The sequence below is a fragment of the Pseudomonas sp. BF-B-26 genome, from assembly GCF_019956495.1.
Lineage (GTDB): Bacteria > Pseudomonadota > Gammaproteobacteria > Pseudomonadales > Pseudomonadaceae > Aquipseudomonas.
This window is the reverse complement of sequence record NZ_JAHBDP010000070.1, coordinates 63,530-80,369: the sequence shown is the minus strand read 5'-3', so window position 1 is coordinate 80,369 and position 16,840 is coordinate 63,530. Positions and strand designations below refer to the sequence as shown.

Here is a 16,840-nt window from a genome sequence, read left to right as displayed (position 1 = left end):
GCGCTGGGCTGGCCTAAACTCAGTTCAGCGGTTCGAGGGAGCACATCCACATGTGCAAGCTGTTGATTGTTATTCCTATTGTCTCTGTCTTCGATCACGGTGACGAAGTGAGCGAGTTGCTGATCCAGGAAGGCCAGTGGATGGAGGTCACGGTTCATTTTTCAAGGGAGTCAGTAAAGTAATGACGACCCACAGAAAACCAATACGCGTGATGCTGATCGATTGTCGTCCCCTCGTTCTCATGGGGCTTCACGACTTGATCAATGCCAGGAAACCTCAGATGGAAGTGAGCGGCCAGGCCACCACCTATACCAATGCGCTGGATCTTGCCGATCAGTTGCGTCCCAATGTCATTTTTTTCAGTTTCTTTCCAGATGCGCTGAACCCGCTGGAGGTCGTCGCGGAGCTCACCCGCAGCGCCGAAATGAAGTTACTGGTGCTCAAGGGCCTGTACGAAGCCGTCCCCGTTGCCCAGGCAATAGAGGCGGGCGCACGCGGCATCGTGCTGGCGGAAGACCCGACGGAATCGATCATCCAGGCCATCATCACGGTCCACCACCGCGACGTCGGACTGGATAGAGCCTGGGCCGGTGGGCTTTCCGGCTATGCCGCGACCGGACATATACACTTGAAATGCAATCTGGAGCAGGCGAAACAGGCACGGCTGACGCTACGCGAGAGAGAACTGATTCGCGCCATCGTAGGGGATCCGTCCGCCAAATACATGAGCATCGCCGGGCGTCTGGGCATCAGCGAGCACACTGTGCACAACCACCTCAGCAACATTTATCAAAAGCTCAATCTCATCAACCGCATCGACTTGCTGATGTATGCGCTGAAGCACGGGCTCACCAACAACGAAAAACCACCCGAGTCCACGTGGGTGGAAATGGATTTGGCTTCACGTCAAAACAAGACGCTCTGACTGATACCCCGCCACGTTCTTTAAGCCTTGTGGTGCTCGAGAGTTCACCACGGATGCGATCCGCGCGGATCTCATATTGGAACTGCAAAAAACAATGCGAGGGTGGTTTTCGCCACCCTCGCATCCTTTCACGCGCTCGCTGTATCAGGCACTGCCATGAACAATGTCGGTACTCAGAAGATCGACCCCGACCAAGGTGATGGTCGTGACTTGTCCGCCAGTTTCGGCAATCGTCACGATGCTGTCTGCGCCGGAGTTGTCGATCGATTGGACAACGGAGTTCTGATCGCCGTTGAGCACCAGCGTGTCTCGCAGGTTTGCGCTCGCATCGAAGCCGGTGACCTGATACCGGTTCGCAGTGGCTGACAAATCGACGTTGAAGGCATCACGCTCACCGCCCGTGCCAATCAGGGTGAAGTCGAACTGTGCGCCGGCCAAGTCGTTGGCGAACAGGTTGGCGTCAAACGTACTCGTCGCCGAGTCCCCATCCTTGTCCGTCAGCGTCGCGTTGAACGTCAGCTTGACATCGCTGGCCAGGTTCTCGGTCTCCTGAATGAACTCGATCGTCGGGATCTTGATCACGCCCAGGCCCATCGTGAGTTGAACCGCATCAATGAGTTTCGGGTCCGCTGTATCGATGACGAAGGACGTCTTTCCTCCAGCCTCCGAGGTCAGATCAGCGGCAAGCACCTTCGTCTGAGCCGAAGTCGTGCCGTCATCGTAGAAGATCTTGTAGTACAGCTCCTCCGTTGCCGGGTTGTACCCCTGCACCGAGTTGTCGATGAAAACTTTCATGCCCGTCAACAAGGTCTCGGGATTGATGACGAAACTCTCGTCACCGGCATTGATGCCTGCCGTCCCGTTGCCATCCAGGTTGTTGTTGGCAATGCCGATGCCGGACGTGCTGACGTTCATGTTCGCGGTGCCGATGAATGTAAACCCGCCGGCTTCTATTTGCGTTTCGGTGAGGTCGTGCGCTCCCAGTCCGATGGCGGAAAATATGTCGCTTGAGCTAGTGGTCGCGTTAACACCAAAAAAGACAATCTCCTCAGATGGCGAAGGGATAGTCGGCGGATCCTGCGCCGGGATTAACAATGTGCGCACGGGATCCGGGCCGCCGGCACCGAGCGAGCCGTCGTTAGTGCTTTGGACGATCGTCGAACTGAAGCCTTGCACCAAATCCAGCGTATAGCTGCCATTGTCATAGGCGGTCAGCGTGTAGTCGACGCTGGTATTTGCCGTGGAGGCGTTATTGTCGAAATCGCCGGTCAACGTCCCGGCGAAATGGTACGCGCCATTGGCGTCCGGTGAGGGCGACTGCTCGGTGAGCGTGCCGGTCCCGGTCGTGGTCGTGTTGTCTGGCCTGACGAGAGTGAACTGGTCATTCACCAACGAAATATCCAGACCGGCTGCACCCAGCCCGTCGGCACCTGCCGCCTTGTCCCAGAACCCGTATTGTGGAAGGACGCTACCGGTTCCGATCAGGTTGCCGAACGCGAGTGATGGGCCGTCGTCCTCGAACACCAGGTTCTGCCCGATGTTGAGCGTCGCCTGGGCGCTGTCACCGTCTCTATCGGTCTTGGTCGCCGTCAGCGTTATCAGATTGTCCGCCGACAGAGTCTTCGAGTCATCGGGATTGCTGGCGTCGGGATGCACCACCGCTCGGAGCTGGTCGAGCGTGACGTCGCCGTTGGCGGCCAAGGTGGCCGTGAACACCAACAGGTTGGAGGAGGCCGTGCGGCCTTCCACCACGCCACCGTTGAGTGACAGGTTCACCGCCTGGCCCGAGGCCGTGTCCACCAGCCCGGAGGCACCCGCCACCACGCCCAGTGCATAGGTCAGCGTGCCGGCGCCATCAGCGCCAAACGCCGAGCTGAAGTTGGCGGCAAAGTTCTTGGTGTCGTTGGTCGCCAGGACGGTCTCGTCCACCGTCAGCGTTGGCTCGGTGCCAGTGGTGCTGATGCTTGGCCCGTCGTCCTTGAACACCAGGTTCGACCCGATGTTGAGGGCGGCATGGGCGCTGTCGCCGTCCTTGTCGGTTATGGTCGCTGTCAGCGTCACCAGATTGTCCGCCGTCAGGCTCTTCGAATCATCGGGATTGGTGGTGTCGGGATGCACCACCGCGCGGAGCTGATCGAGCGTGACATCGCCATTGGCGGCCACGCTGACCGTGAACACCAACAGGTTGGTCGTGGCCGTACGTCCTTCCACCACTGTGCCGTTGAGCGACAGGTTCACTGCCTGATTCGTGGCCGTGTCCACCAGCCCGGAGGCACCCGCCACCACGCCCAGTGCATAGGTCAGCGTGCCGGCCCCATCGGCGCCAAACGATGAGTTGAAGTTGGCGGCAAAGTTCTGCGTGGCGTTGGTCGCCAGGACGGTCTCGTCCACCGTCAGTGTCGGCTCGGTGCCGGTGGTGCTGATGCTCGGCCCGTCGTCCTTGAACACCAGGTTCTGGCCGATGTTGAGGGCCGCCTGAGCGCTGTCTCCATCCCCATCGGTCTTGATCGCCGTCAGCGTCACCAGGTTGTCCGCCGTCAGGCTCTTCGAATCATCAGGATTGCTGGCATCGGGATGCACCACCGCCCGTATTTGGTCGAGCGTGACGTCGCCATTGGCGGCCACGCTGACCGTGAACACCAACAGGTTGGTCGTGGCCGTACGTCCTTCCACCACTGTGCCGTTGAGCGACAGGTTCACTGCCTCATTCGTGGCCGTGTCCACCAGCCCGGAGGCACCCGCCACCACGCCGAGCGCATAGGTCAGCGTGCCCGCGCCATCGGCGCCAAACGCCGAGGTGAAGTTGGCGGCAAAGTTCTGCGTGGCATTAGTCGCCAGGACGGTCTCGTCCACTGTCAGCGTCGGCTCGGTGCCGGTGGTGCTGATGCTCGGCCCGTCGTCCTCGAACAGCATCTTGGAGCCGATTTCAGTTTTCGAAATAGAGGCTTGGACCAATGTGAAGCCACCCACATCAAAATCGGCGTGGTTATTACCCTTGGCGTCGAGGGCTGCCCCGTTCTCGACGAGCACGCGGTTGTGATCCGACGCTGTGGTGTATTCAATCTGGTACCCGGCCAAAACGCCGGTGATGGTAGCAACCCCACCGGATAAGGTGATACCAATGGCCGGATCATTCACCGATCCGTTTGAATTCTCGATCACCACCCCGGCGCTATTGAAGACGCGAACATTGGTGATGGCAATTGACGTATCACCCGCATAGCCGTTGATGAAATTCACGCCAGGTTCAGCAGCGGTAGTGAATGCACTGACTTTTACCACGGCACTCTTGCCGCTTTGCAACTGCACGACGTCGAAACTGGCCATCTTCGCATTGAAGACGTCGGTAAAGTCGATGTTGGACTCAACATCTGCTTCGGTCGGACTCAGGTTGGGAATGGTCACATCCTGCCTGGCACCCGTGACGAATGAAAAACGGATGCCTTCCTGTTCCGTAATCATCTGGTTGTTGGTGCCGAAGGTGGTCGGGTTGGCCGCCTGGCTGGTGATGATCGTGTCGCCAGTGTTTATATTGGCGCCGCTTGACTCGTCTGCGGGGTCCTTGCCAGTGGCGATGATGGTGGGATCCGTGATCCGCAAGACACCCGCAACATCGACAACTGTCGGGTTCGCCTTCGTGAACATCAGGAACAGGTTCGCACCGGAGGGCACACCGGCCAGACTGAACTCCAGGTCCTGACTGGCTCCGATGAACACCTTATTCAGCAGATTGAGCGAATCATCGGCGTTCGTAGTATCTGGATGCTTAAGCGGTTGATACTCCACGGTCCAGATCTTGCCGCCCGAAACCGGCGATCCGGTTTCTTCGATATAGGCCGCGAACACGATCGCGCCGGTCGAGCCACCGGCTCGGCCCAGAACGATGTTGTCGTTGTTCGCATCCGTATAGAGAAAGATGCTGGTGCCATTGAGGGTATCCAGTCCACTGTCCAGGCCATTGAGCGGTGCACCAGCGCTGTCGACGAAGCTGATATTGGTAATGCTGGCTCCGGGGTCAGCGGTGACGGTGAACGCATTGCTGCCCGTGTTGCCCACGGCACCGGTATAGCCACTCAACGCTGCACCCGTTGCGGTACCGGCACCCAGTGCAGTCAATCGGGCAGAGAAGGTCGAGGGCAGGGAGGTCACCAGAATGTCGTTGTCGTCAGCGTCTCCCGCAGGGCTTGGCGTGGCGGCGGCGTTCTGCAACCCGGCCGTTTCGTCCAGCGTAACGTTCGCGCTGGTGGCCACGACGCTCAGACCGCTGTCCGTAAATGACGTTGTCGCCACTGTGTCGTCACTCGTACCGAACACACGATCGTCACCCGAAGAGGCCGCGGTGAGCAGAAACGTCGCACCAGCCGAGTCGTCTGGATTCACGTACCACGAGGTCGTGACGCTGCCGTTGACTTGGCCGTCAAGATCGCCGGCACCGCCATCGGTCACATACCAGGGCTCGTGTCCCTCGCCGGTGTCGGTATCGAGCACGTCGTCGGGCGTGCCCCATAGGTTATCCGCGCCGGCGCCGGTGGCGTGTTCCACTTCGAGCATCACTGTGCTGCCGGCGGCGAAGCCGCTGGCCGTAATGGTGGCGGTGCTGCCAGGCGCGTAGTCGCTCAGGTTGGTGGTGACGGTCGGAGAATATGGGGGGGCGTCGTTTGCGTTGACGCCATGGCTGATGGGTAACGGATCGGCACCGGTGTTATCGGCCTGGTTGCTTGTTAGCGATGAGTTTTTCTTTTGATTAGCCATGATTTTCTCCAGAGCAACTAGGGCCATCGAGGCCTGACCGTAGACTTTGTACTGCTATAGCTTGCAACTATGTGTAAGCGCCGGGGATTGCGCATCGGCCGATACTCCCAGGCGGGGTGGGAGTTTCAGACTACTTGGGAGAGGAGCAACGGGATGAGGAATGAGGACGTACTGCCGGTGCTCAAAGCCGCCCGGGCTTTAACCTCCAGCGCGTCCAGCAGAATTTGAGTCGGCTCAGGTGGCCGGGTCGGGGGCAGCTTTTTTTGACGGAGGTACACGACATCCTGCTTGCCGAAGCGCTCGTCCACTTGCTGTGCAACATCCCCGCCCGTCACCCACATGCAAACCCCGCCCATCGAACCGGCACTAACCCGTGGTTGCGCGGTCAGTAAATGGCGCCTGTAGCGACGAGGATCGTCTCTGATAGCGGCACATCAGGTTGCGTTTAGTGTTTTCTCTAAAGCCTTAGGGCAAAAAACCAGCGATGGATTGCGTCTTGGACCGACTATTTCTTTTGCGGGCGTCACTCTATGGGTTTGCTTCTCGATCCGCGTCATGACATTGATGCCGCTTTATTAAGCTATCGCCGGGTGTTTTGGTCGCTGGCCCTGTTCAGTGGGGTGATCAACCTGCTGGTGCTGGTGCCGTCGCTCTACATGATGCAGGTGTACGACCGGGTCCTCACCAGTCGCAACGAAACCACCTTGTTCATGCTCACCTTGATCGCCCTGGGACTGTTCATGTTCAGCGCCCTGATCGAGTGGGTACGCGGTGAGGTGATGATTCGCATGAGCGCGGGGCTGGACGATGCCTTGGGCGAGCGGATTTTCGACGCCGCCTTCGCCCGCAGTCTGCGCGAGCACAACGCCAACCCGGCGCAGGTACTCACCGATCTGGCGACGTTGCGGCAGTTGATCACCGGCCAGGGCCTGATCGCCTTGCTCGATGCGCCGTGGTTGCCAATTTTCCTGCTGGTGGCGTTCATCTTTCATCCCTGGTTCGGCGTGCTGACGCTGGTTCTGGCCCTGGTGCTGATCGGTCTGGCGCTGTGGGGCGAGTTGGCGACTCGCACGCGTTTGGGCGAAGCCAATCGCCTGGGCGTGCAGTCGTCGATCTATGTAAACAGCACGTTGCACAATGCCGAAGTCATCCAGGCCCTGGGCATGCTCGGGCCGTTGCGCCAGCGTTGGAGCCTGCTGCAGCAACGCATCATTGCCGCCCAGGCCCATGCCAGCGACCGCGGCGCGCGTATCACTTCGATGACCCGTTTCGTGCGCATCTCCGGACAGTCTCTGGCCCTGGGCCTGGGGGCGTTGCTGGTGCTAGAAGGCCAATTGTCGGCGGGCATGATGATTGCGATGTCGCTGCTGCTGGGGCGCGCCCTGGCGCCCGTGGAAATCGCCATTGGCTCGTGGAAGCAATTCAACTCCGGCCGCCAGAGCTACCAGCGCCTGAGCCAACTGCTGGCCGAGCATCCGCGCGAGCGCCTGCGCATGCCTTTGCCACCGCCCACCGGCGCAGTGCGTTTGGAGCAGTTGTATGTCGGCCCGCCCGGCGCCTCGCAACCGATCCTGCGCGGCATCCATTTCAGCCTGGCCAAAGGTGATGTGCTCGCCGTCGTCGGCCCCAGCGCCAGTGGTAAATCAACGCTGGCCAGGGCGATGGTCGGGGTATGGCCGGCGTTGGGCGGGTCGGTGCGCCTGGACGACGCCGAGATCAGTCAATGGTCCCACGACGCTCTGGGTCCGCACCTTGGATACCTGCCCCAGGACATCGAGCTGTTCGACGGCAGTGTGGCCGACAACATTGCCCGCTTCGGCGAGCAGGATGCCGACAAGATCATCGCCGCCGGGCGTCACGCCGGCATTCACGAGATGATCCTGAGGTTCCCCAAGGGTTACGACACACCTCTGGGCCCCGGCGGGCTTGGCTTGTCCGGTGGACAAAAGCAACGCCTCGGGCTGGCTCGCGCACTCTATGGGCGCCCGTCGCTGATTGTGCTCGATGAGCCCAACTCAAACCTCGATGAAGCCGGAGAGCTGGCGCTGGTGCAGGCCATCACTGCGATCAAGGCTGCTGGCAGCACCGTGGTGCTGATTACCCACCGGCCTAATGTGCTGGCCGTGGTCGATTACATCCTGGTGCTCAAGGACGGCACTCAACAAGCATTCGGTTCACGGGACCAGGTGCTCAAGGCATTGATGCCGGGGCCAAGACCGGCCGCGGTCAAGGAGACTGGCGAAGATGCATGATCTGACCCCTGAGCAGAGGCTGAGCGTGCGCAGCGCCACAACATTGCCCTGCGCCAGTACCGACGCCGGAGGCGCGGCACGCTATGGTGTGGGTTTCCTGGTCCTGACGCTGGGCGGCTTCCTGCTATGGGCCTGCCTGGCGCCGCTCGACCAGGGTGTCGTGGGCAGCGGCACCGTGGTGGTGGCGGGCGAACGCAAGGCTGTGCAGTCGTTGGTCGGTGGGGTGGTGGAAAAGCTGCTGGTCAGCGATGGCGACCGCGTCAGCCAGGGGCAGTTGCTGGTGCAGCTCAATACGGTGCAGGCGCAGTCGCAACGCGACGTGACGCTGGGCAAGTTGCTCAACGATCGCAGCGTCGAAGCGCGGTTGATTGCCGAGCGCCTGGGCTCGGCCGAGATCCAATGGCCCGCTGAACTGCTGGAACATGCCGATGAGCCGCGGGTCAAGGCCGCCATGGCCTTGCAGAGCCAGTTGTTTCTGACTCGCCGCGCAGAGCTGGGCAGCCGTTTGCAGATCATCGAACACGAAGCCGTGGCATTGCAGCAGCAATTGCTCGGCTACGAAGGCGTCAAGCGCAACTACGACACGCAGATGCGCTTCCAGCAGCAGGAGCTGGAAGGCCTGCGTGATTTGGCCCGTGAAGGCTACGTTCCGCGCAATAAACTTTTCGAGGCCGAGCGCAACGCAGCCCAATTGGCCGGGCAGATTGCCTCCGGGGTGGGCGATGTGGGCAGGACCCGCCAGGCGATCAACGAAAGTCGCCTCAAGGCCTTGCAGGCGCAGCAGGAATTTCGCCGCGATGCTGAAACCCAGCTCAGCGAGGTTTCTGCCGAGGCGGCAGGTTATGCCGATCAGATTCGTGCCTTGCAGTTTGAAGTCGACAACGGTGCGATCCGTGCGCCGGTGTCCGGGCAGGTCATGGACGTGAGCCTTCATACAGTCGGGGGGGTTGCGCAGGCCGGCCAAACCCTGATGCAGGTGGTGCCGCTGGATGCGCCGATGGCGATCACCGCGCGTTTTGAGCCGCTGATGGCCAATAAGTTGCGCCCGGGGCTGCCGGTGCATGTGCACTTCACCGCGCTGCAACGGGTGGATACGCCGACGGTCACCGGTACGGTGACTACGGTGTCGGCGGACCAGTTGATCAATGAACAGACGCACCAGCCGTACTTTTCCGCCAAGGTCGAAATCCCCGCCGACACTGTCGCCTCGCTCCAGGCCGCCGGCCTGCTGGTGCGCCCCGGCATGCTCGCCGATGTCACGGTGGTGACGGGGGAGCGCACCTTGATGAATTACCTGATGAAACCTTTGCGTGAACGCTTGCTTGCAGCCTTCAAAGAGGAATGAGCATGACCGATCGTTGTCGCTATCGCTCCCGTGCGTTGCTGGGTTTGTATATCAGTTGGGCCGCGATCAATCCCGTATGGGCCGCCGAAAAAGGCCTGAGCCTGACCGCGGCGTACGACGCCTCGCGCGCCAATGACCCGACCGTGCAATCGGCGGCCCATGCCTTTGATGCTTCGAAGCAGGAAGAGGCGATTGGCCGCGGGGGCCTCTATCCGCAAGTGTCGTTGACGTCGCGCTACGGCTACGGTGGGCGTATCGATGGCGGCGACGACCGCAGCTACGTCAACAGTAATGATTACCAGGCAAACAACGTCACCCTGGCGGCGCAACAACCGCTGTATGACAAGGGGCGCTGGGCGGCGTATCAGGAGGGCAAGGCGCGGGGGCAGTTGGGTAACCAGCTATTCGACGTTGCCGGCCAGACCCTGTACGACCGGGTCGCCAAAGGCTACTTCGACGTCGCCCGGGCTGAAAACGAGATCAAGTTGATCGCCCAGCAAAAGGCTGCCATCAGTGGATTGGTGACGCAGAGCAAAAAGCTTTATCAGGGCGGCCAAGGTGCGATCACCGATATTGATGAGGCCCAGGCGCGGCTCGATCTTGTCGAAGCCCAGGAGACTGAAGCCCAGGCCCGCCGCGTGGCCGCGTTGCGGGCATTGTCCGGTCGCGCCAGCGTGCCCATCGATGACATCCAGCCGATGCGCGAAGAACTCGCCGCCGGTAGCCCGATCCCGCCGGAGCAGGATTTGCCGTACTGGACGGCGGTTGCCCGTGACGCCAGCCCCGAGCTGGCAGCCCGGCTGGCAGCGGTGAAAGTCGCCGAGGCGCAAGCCGACAGTCAACGCGCCGGGCATTATCCGACCTTGTCGCTGACCACCCAGCTAACCCGCCGGGAAACCCGTCAGTACCAGGAACTCGATCCGCGCCAGGACAGCTATTACGTGGGGGTGCAGCTGGATATTCCGTTGTATCGCGGCGGGGCGGTACGCGCCTCGGTGGCGAAGGCCGAAGCGCAACTGGCCGGTGCCCAGTCCGACTACGATGTGCAGCGTCAACAGTTGGCCGAGGACATCGAAGCCGATTATCTGGGCGTCGTGGCCGGGTTCACCAAGAGCAAGGCGATGCAGCGGGCGGTGGAGTCCAATCAGCGGGCCCTGACCTCGACGGAAAAAGGCTTTCAGGGTGGAGTGCGTTCCACGGTGGATATTCTTGATGCACAGCAGCGGGTGTTCCAGGCCCGCCGAGACCTGCTCAACACCAAACTCGACATGCTTCAAAGCTATGTCAGCCTGCACACCCACACCGGCCAGATGAGCCGCGGCGTCCTGGAGCAGGTGCAGAACCTGTTCTGAGCGGCGGGGTCGTGACCAGGTTCAAGACTGATGCCTATGTGCCGAGCAGGTCCACACACATTTGATCTGTGGCTGTCCTCGATTTTTCAGGCACAGTAAATCCCCTGTAGGAGTGAGCCTGCTCGCGATAGCGGTGGTTCAGCTTGCATCAGTGCTGAATGTGCCGCCGTCTTCGCGAGCAAGCCCGCTCCCACATTTGATCTGTGGTTGTCCTCGATTTTCGTGGCACTGCCAGTCCCCTGTGGGAGTGAGCCTGCTCGCGATAGCGGTGGGTCAGCCTGCAGCAATGCTGAATGTGCCGCCGTCATCGCGAGCAGGCTCGCTCCCACATTTGATCTGCGGTTGTCCTCGATTTTTGTGGCACTGCAAATCCCCCTGTGGGAGCGGGCTTGCTCGCGAAAGCGGTGGATCAGCCTGCATCAATGCTGAATGTGCCGACGCCTTCGCGGGCAAGCCCGCTCCCACAGTTGATCTGTGGTTGTCTTGGATTTTCGTGGCACTGCAAATCCCCTGTGGGAGCGGGCTTGCTCGCGAAAGCGGTGGTTCAGCTTGCATCAATGCTGAATGTGCCGACGCCTTCGCGGCAAGCCCGCTCCCACATTTGATCTGCGGTTGTCTTGGATTTTCGTGGCACTGCAAATCCCCTGTGGGAGCGGGCTTGCTCGCGAAAGCGGTGGGTCAGCTTGCATCAGTGCTGAATGTGCCGCCGCCTTCGCGGGCAAGCCCGCTCCCACATTTGATCTGTGGTTGTCCTCGATTTTTGTGGCACTGCCAGTCCCCTGTGGGAGCGGGCTTGCTCGCGAAAGCGGTGGGTCAGCCTGCAGCAATGCTGAATGTGCCGCCGTCATCGCGAGCAGGCTCGCTCCCACAACGTCAGGCTGTAAAGTCGCTGGCGTGCAGCTCCTTGACGCCCACCAGTTCGAATTCGAACTCGGGGGTGGCGTCGGCGTTGACACTGCCGGAGAGAATGCCATCGGCAAAGCGCAGTTGGCCGGTGGCGTTGGCAGGGTCGAAGGCGTTGCTGCCGATGAACGTGAAGGCGTCGATATTGGCGGTCAGCGGGTTGGCGTCCAGGCCGGTGAAGTCCAGATGATCACCCTCGGTGGTCTTGAAACCGTTGACCACATCGCGCAAAGCCCCGACGCCCATGTCCGACAACGCACCAAACGCGTAGGTGTCCGCGCCAGTGCCGCCGGTGAGGTTGTCGGTGCCTGCACCACCGATCAGCCGGTCATCGCCCGAACCACCCACCAACGTATCGTTGCCCGCACCACCGTTCAGAACGTTCGCGGCGCTGTTGCCCGACAGACTGTCGGCGTAGGCGCTTCCCGTCAGGTTTTCGAAGAATTTCAAGGTGTCGAGCCCGGAGCCCACGGTGTTTTGTTGCGCTGACGTCGAGAGGTTTACGGTAACCCCGGACAGGGCGCGTTCAAAAGACACTGTGTCGTTGCCATCGCGTCCGTCCAGCACGTTGTTGCCGGCTCCGGCGAACAGCGTGTTGTCCAGCGCGTTGCCCGTGCCATTGGCGGCGCCAGTGCTATCGATATACAGACGCTCGACGTTGTTGGCGAGAGTATGGGCCGCCAGGCTGCTGTGCACGCTGTCGATCCCTCCAGGCACTGCATTGCTGTTGGTCTCGATCACGATGTCGTCGGCGTTGTCGACATAGTAGGTGTCGTTGCCATCGCCGCCGCTCATGCTGTCGGCCCCTGCAGCACCATTGAGCACGTTATTGGCGGCATTGCCGGTGATGAAATTTTGCCGCTCATTGCCGGTACCGTTGATGTCCGACGTGCCGGTGAGCACCAGGTTCTCGAGATTGGCACCCAGGGTCCAGCTGACCGAGGCCTGCACCGTATCGATCTGCGAGGTCGAGGTGTTGGTTTCCACGACGCGGTCGGACGCGTTATCGACCACATAGATGTCGTTGCCATCGCCACCGGTCATGGTGTCGGCGCCCAGGTGACCATCGATCGTGTCGTTGCCCAAAGTGCCCACCAGGGTATCGGCCTGGTCGGTGCCGGAAATCATGTTATGAGCGTTGTCGAAAATGTCCTGCACGCTGTTGTTGTCGTTAGGGTTGCCCTGGAAGCCGAGGTCACCGGCAATGTAGTCGGCCAGGCGCTGGCCGACGATCTCCGCTGACTCCTCGTGCAGGTGCCAGACGTCGTCGGGATACGCCTGCGGATCGACTTCGTGGCGCAAGGGGAGGTCGGTGTAGTCCACCGCCAGCTTTACGTCGGAGCGCTCGGCAGCGATGGCTTCCTGGGCGGCGCGGACATAGCCAACCCCCTCGACGATGGAGGCAATCTTCTCCTCCGAATAACCACGGATACGCGCTGCGTCCTGCTCGTAGTGACCGGTTTCCATCAGGTACACGCTGAAGCTGCCGAACTGGGTATGCAGGTAATCAAACACCTTCAGGGTCGCGGCCTTGTAGGCCGCTGCTGCCGCTGCCTTGTCCGTGGCGCGGCCGATCTCCTGGGCGGCTTCCTCACCCTGGCCCCAAATGATGCCCATGGTGACGTTGTCTATGGATTGCAGTTCGGTGAGCTGGTCCCGCAGCAGCGTCACGGCGCGCAACAACGCAGGCCCGGGTTGGTTGGTGTCGGTCAGCCACCAGCACAACTTGAGTTCCTCGGCGCTGAGTGTCGACAGGCCAGTGACCGTGCTGCCGCCCACCGCGATGTCGATGCCGTTGCCATCCGCGTCGTTGAACTGGCTGCGCACGTCATAGGTTGTGTAGCGGTCCAGGTCGTTGACCAGCATCGAGGTGCCGGACTGATTGTCATCCTCCGTCATGCGCAGCAGGCGTGCATTGGATTGGCCGAGGACGGGCAGGTAGAGGATGTCCTGCTGGGCGCGCTCGCCGAACACGAAATCGCTGGCGGTCAGGGTGTTGAGGTAGTTGCCGCTGAGGGCGATTTCGAAGCGATTGCCATCGGCGTCGGTCTCGGCGGATTTGATGTAAGTCTTGTCGCCGGCCGCGTTTAGGGTCATGTACAACGTGCCATTACTGCCATCGCCGAGGCCGAGAATGCCAAGGCCCGAAACATCGATCTTGTCGACGCCAACGGTGAAATCATAAATCGTGTCGGTGGCCGTGACACCACCGGTGTCGTAGTCGCGGTAGCTGTCGAGTAAGTTGGTGTAGCGGAAGGTGTCGGCACCGTCGCCGCCGTACAGCGAGTCGCGTCCGGCGCCACCGTCGACAATGTCCGCGCCAGTGCCGGCCTTGATTGTGTCGTTGCCACCGAGGCCGAGGATCAGGTCTGCACCCGCTGTGCCATTGAGGGTTTCGGCGTTGTTGGTGCCGGTGATGGTGTTGGCGGGCGTGTCGGCCACCGCCAGGGCGAAGCTATCGCTGACCGATGCACCGGCCGGGTCCGTGGCTTTGACCAGCACGTTGTAATTGCCGGAGGCGGTGCTGGTCGGCGTACCGGTGAAGGTCAGGTTGGTGGCATTGAAGCTCAGCCAGGCGGGCAGGGCGCTACCATCGGCCAGGGTCGCGGTGTAGCTGAGGCTGTCGTTATCCGGATCGGTAAAACTGGTGGCCGGCACCGCGTAGTTGAACGGGGTGTTTTCGGTCGCGTTCTGATCCAGCAACGCCGTTGCCACCACCGGCGCATGGTTGACCGTTGGCGAAGTGGCGAAGACGAAATTGGCACTGGTCAGCTTGTTGAGGTAGTTGCCGTCCAGTGTCACTTCGAAGCGGTTGCCATTGGCGTCGGCGGTCAGGGACTTGATGTAAGTCTTGGTGCCGGCACTGTTGAGCACCACGTACACGGTGTTGTTCTTGCCATCTCCCAGGCCGGTGAATCCAATGGCCGAGAGGTCGATCTTGTCGGCGGTGATATCGAAATCGGTGATCACGTCGCTAAGATTGGCACCGCCGGTGTTGTAGTTGCGGTAACTGTCCAGGCGATTGGAGAACGCAAAGATGTCCGCGCCAGTGCCGCCGGTGAGGGAGTCCATGCCGGCACCGCCGTCGAGCTTGTCGTCACCCGCGCCGCCACTGAGGCTGTCGTTGCCCGCCAGGCCGAGCAGGGTGTCGGCCGAGTCGCTACCCAAAAGCGAGTCGCTGCCGCTGGTGCCGGTGATCACACGATTGAAGATGAAATTGCTGGCGGTCAGGGTGCTGGCCAGGTTGCCCGAGAGAATCAACTCGAAGCGATTGCCGCTGGCGTCGGCATCGTAGTCCTTGATGTAGGTGCGGTCGTTGCTGGCACTGTAGCTGACCTGCAGGGTGCCGCCACGGCCGTTGCCCAGGCCGGTGAAACCGAGGCCGGCGAGGTCGATCTTGTCCTGGGTGACGTCGAAGTCGGTGATGGTGTCATCGAAGCTTGCGGTTGCGTTGCGGTAACTGTCGGACTGAGCGACGAACCGGAACGTATCGGCACCGGTACCGCCGGTGAGTTTGTCGATGCCCGCGCCGCCCACCAGAATGTCGCCACCGGCACCGCCATTGATGGTGTCGTTGCCGCCAACGCCATAGAAAATCTCGCTGGCGGCACCGCCCAGCAGGGTGTCGTTGCCAGCCGTACCTTGCACGGTGGTCATCGGCACCGTGGCACTGACGTAGCTGCCGTCGCCATAGACCAGCGTGGCACCGTTGCTGGTGTGGCTGATGGTGTTGCCGATGATGGCGTTGCGATCGGTGCCGTCTTCATTGCGCTCTGCAACACCGTAGGTCGACAGGTTGCTGCCGGTGATGATGTTGCCCTGGATCGTGTTATCGCTGCCGTTGAAGTACTTGCCGGACACGCCCAGGGTGTCGTTGTAGGACTGGATGATGATTTCCGGTACGGGGTTGCCCAGGGAGTTGTTGCTGAGCGTGTTGTCGATGATCTCGACGTGGTTGCTGCCGTAGATGCGGATCCCGGCGCTGGTGTTGTCGTGGATATCAACGCCGCTGACCGTCACCTCGCTGGACATTTTGATCAGCACCCCTTCGGCGCCGTTGCCGTACACCTCACCACCGGTGATGGTGATGTTGCTGGGCGAGGGAATGTCCTCGCTGCCGCGCTGCACCACGATGCCATTGCCGCCGTTGTCGTAGGCGACGTTGTTGGTCATGGTGAAGTCGTGGGTGCTGGTAACGACGTTGAAACCGTGGCGGTCATTGTCATAAGCGACGTTGTTTTCGAAGGTGCTGTCGCTGAGGAAGTCAGCAACGAAGCCGTCCAGGCCATTGCCGTGGGACACGCTGTTCTTGATGACCATGTTGACGGTCTGCTCGTGGGGGTCGAAACCGTACCCGGAGCAATCCTTGATCTCGACGCTGTCGAGAGTGACGTTGGAGTCGTAGCCTGCCTGGCCGGGAATGTAGCCGTTGAACCAACCGTCGATCTTGCCCGTGGTGTGATCACGGTTGCCGTCGATGGTGAGGTTGCTGACGCCAAAGTCATGGGTTTCCTCACCATAGGCGGAGCGGATGACCCCCGTGATCTTGGTGTCGGAGCCGTCAGCCACTTTGACAGTGGTTGCGCCCATGCCATCGCCGTACAGGTAGACGTTGCTCTTGAGCATCAAGCAGCCGTCGGAGGGTTCCACACCTCCCGAAACGATATAAGTTCCGGTCGGCATATACACCTGCCCCCCACCTGCGGCTGCCGCTGCATCAATGGCACTTTGTATCGCCGCCGTGTCGTCGGTGATGCCATCTCCTTTGGCGCCAAAATTTTGTACGTTAAAAATCATGAGCTTATCTCCGTATCAGCCTAAAACTTAGAAAGATGCCAATATTCCATCGACAGCCACCGTGTTATGACCTAGCGGAGCGCAAAAGTTGTGACCGCACATCGGGGAAGTGTCAAAAAACCGAACAAACTGATCAGTGGTTATGCGGTGTTTCGAGAAAATAACGTTCTGTTGACGCTCATTCAGCTAGCGAACAATCCCGCTCCCACAGGTTCCGCGGTTACCGGCGTCGCGCTCGAAAGCCCGGCCGCCGCAAACAGAGTCAGAAAAAGTGAGCTGAACCTTCAGGGTTGGCTTGTCTCGCAAGACCCGACCGTTGAGCGGTTGAAGGCGATAGCGGGTCAAGGCATCGACAGTCAGGCCGATAAGGCCTGTAGTCGTTGTACCGCCTGGAAGCCCTATGAAAAGCAAGCCACTTGCCCGTCTGCCGCAGAAGCAAACCTCCAATCTTTCCCTGACCCGCATGTCTTTGATGGCCTTCTCTTGTCGGGCTGGGCAGGGCACTGTCGCTGAC

7 protein-coding genes are annotated in these 16,840 nt (G+C 60.7%); 5 read left to right on the top strand and 2 right to left on the bottom strand.

Going from position 1 to position 16,840, the window contains the following annotated elements; translation table 11 throughout:
• The first annotated feature begins 181 nt into the window (after positions 1–181).
• On the top strand, positions 182–925 hold the full coding sequence (locus tag KGB03_RS13985; protein ID WP_218534950.1) for a LuxR C-terminal-related transcriptional regulator: 744 nt from the start codon (positions 182–184) through the stop codon (positions 923–925).
• A 144-nt stretch (positions 926–1,069) separates the two neighbouring features.
• On the opposite strand, the gene KGB03_RS13980 is transcribed toward KGB03_RS13985, so the two are convergent.
• Positions 1,070–5,677, bottom strand: coding sequence for a DUF5801 repeats-in-toxin domain-containing protein (locus tag KGB03_RS13980; RefSeq protein WP_223527310.1), 4,608 nt, complete (start codon positions 5,675–5,677; stop codon positions 1,070–1,072).
• A gap of 530 nt (positions 5,678–6,207) precedes the next feature.
• Between KGB03_RS13980 and KGB03_RS13975 the strand changes: the two genes are divergently transcribed.
• Genes KGB03_RS13975 through KGB03_RS13965 form a run of 3 tightly spaced genes read left to right on the top strand, consistent with a single transcriptional unit; the run spans position 6,208 to position 10,626 of the window.
• Positions 6,208–7,929, top strand: a complete 1,722-nt coding sequence (locus tag KGB03_RS13975; protein WP_223527309.1) for a type I secretion system permease/ATPase — start codon at positions 6,208–6,210, stop codon at positions 7,927–7,929.
• The gene (locus KGB03_RS13970) at positions 7,922–9,274 is read left to right on the top strand and encodes an HlyD family type I secretion periplasmic adaptor subunit (RefSeq protein ID WP_192409309.1); all 1,353 of its coding nucleotides are present in this window, start codon (positions 7,922–7,924) and stop codon (positions 9,272–9,274) included. The genes KGB03_RS13975 and KGB03_RS13970 overlap by 8 nt, the downstream gene beginning before the upstream one ends.
• A 2-nt stretch (positions 9,275–9,276) precedes the next feature.
• Positions 9,277–10,626 carry a TolC family outer membrane protein gene (locus KGB03_RS13965; RefSeq protein ID WP_218534945.1) on the top strand — a complete coding sequence of 450 codons (1,350 nt, stop codon included), beginning with the start codon at positions 9,277–9,279 and terminating at the stop codon, positions 10,624–10,626.
• Between the two features lie 873 nt (positions 10,627–11,499).
• Here the strand turns inward: KGB03_RS13965 and KGB03_RS13960 are convergent.
• A complete protein-coding gene (locus KGB03_RS13960) occupies positions 11,500–16,326 on the bottom strand; it encodes a glycosyl hydrolase family 28-related protein (RefSeq protein ID WP_223527308.1) in 4,827 nt (1,608 codons plus the stop codon).
• 90 nt (positions 16,327–16,416) lie between these two features.
• On the opposite strand from KGB03_RS13960, the gene KGB03_RS13955 reads away from it, so the two are divergent.
• Complete coding sequence (locus KGB03_RS13955) at positions 16,417–16,839, top strand: hypothetical protein (RefSeq protein WP_223527307.1); 423 nt, start codon at positions 16,417–16,419, stop codon at positions 16,837–16,839.
• Position 16,840: the final 1 nt, after the last annotated feature.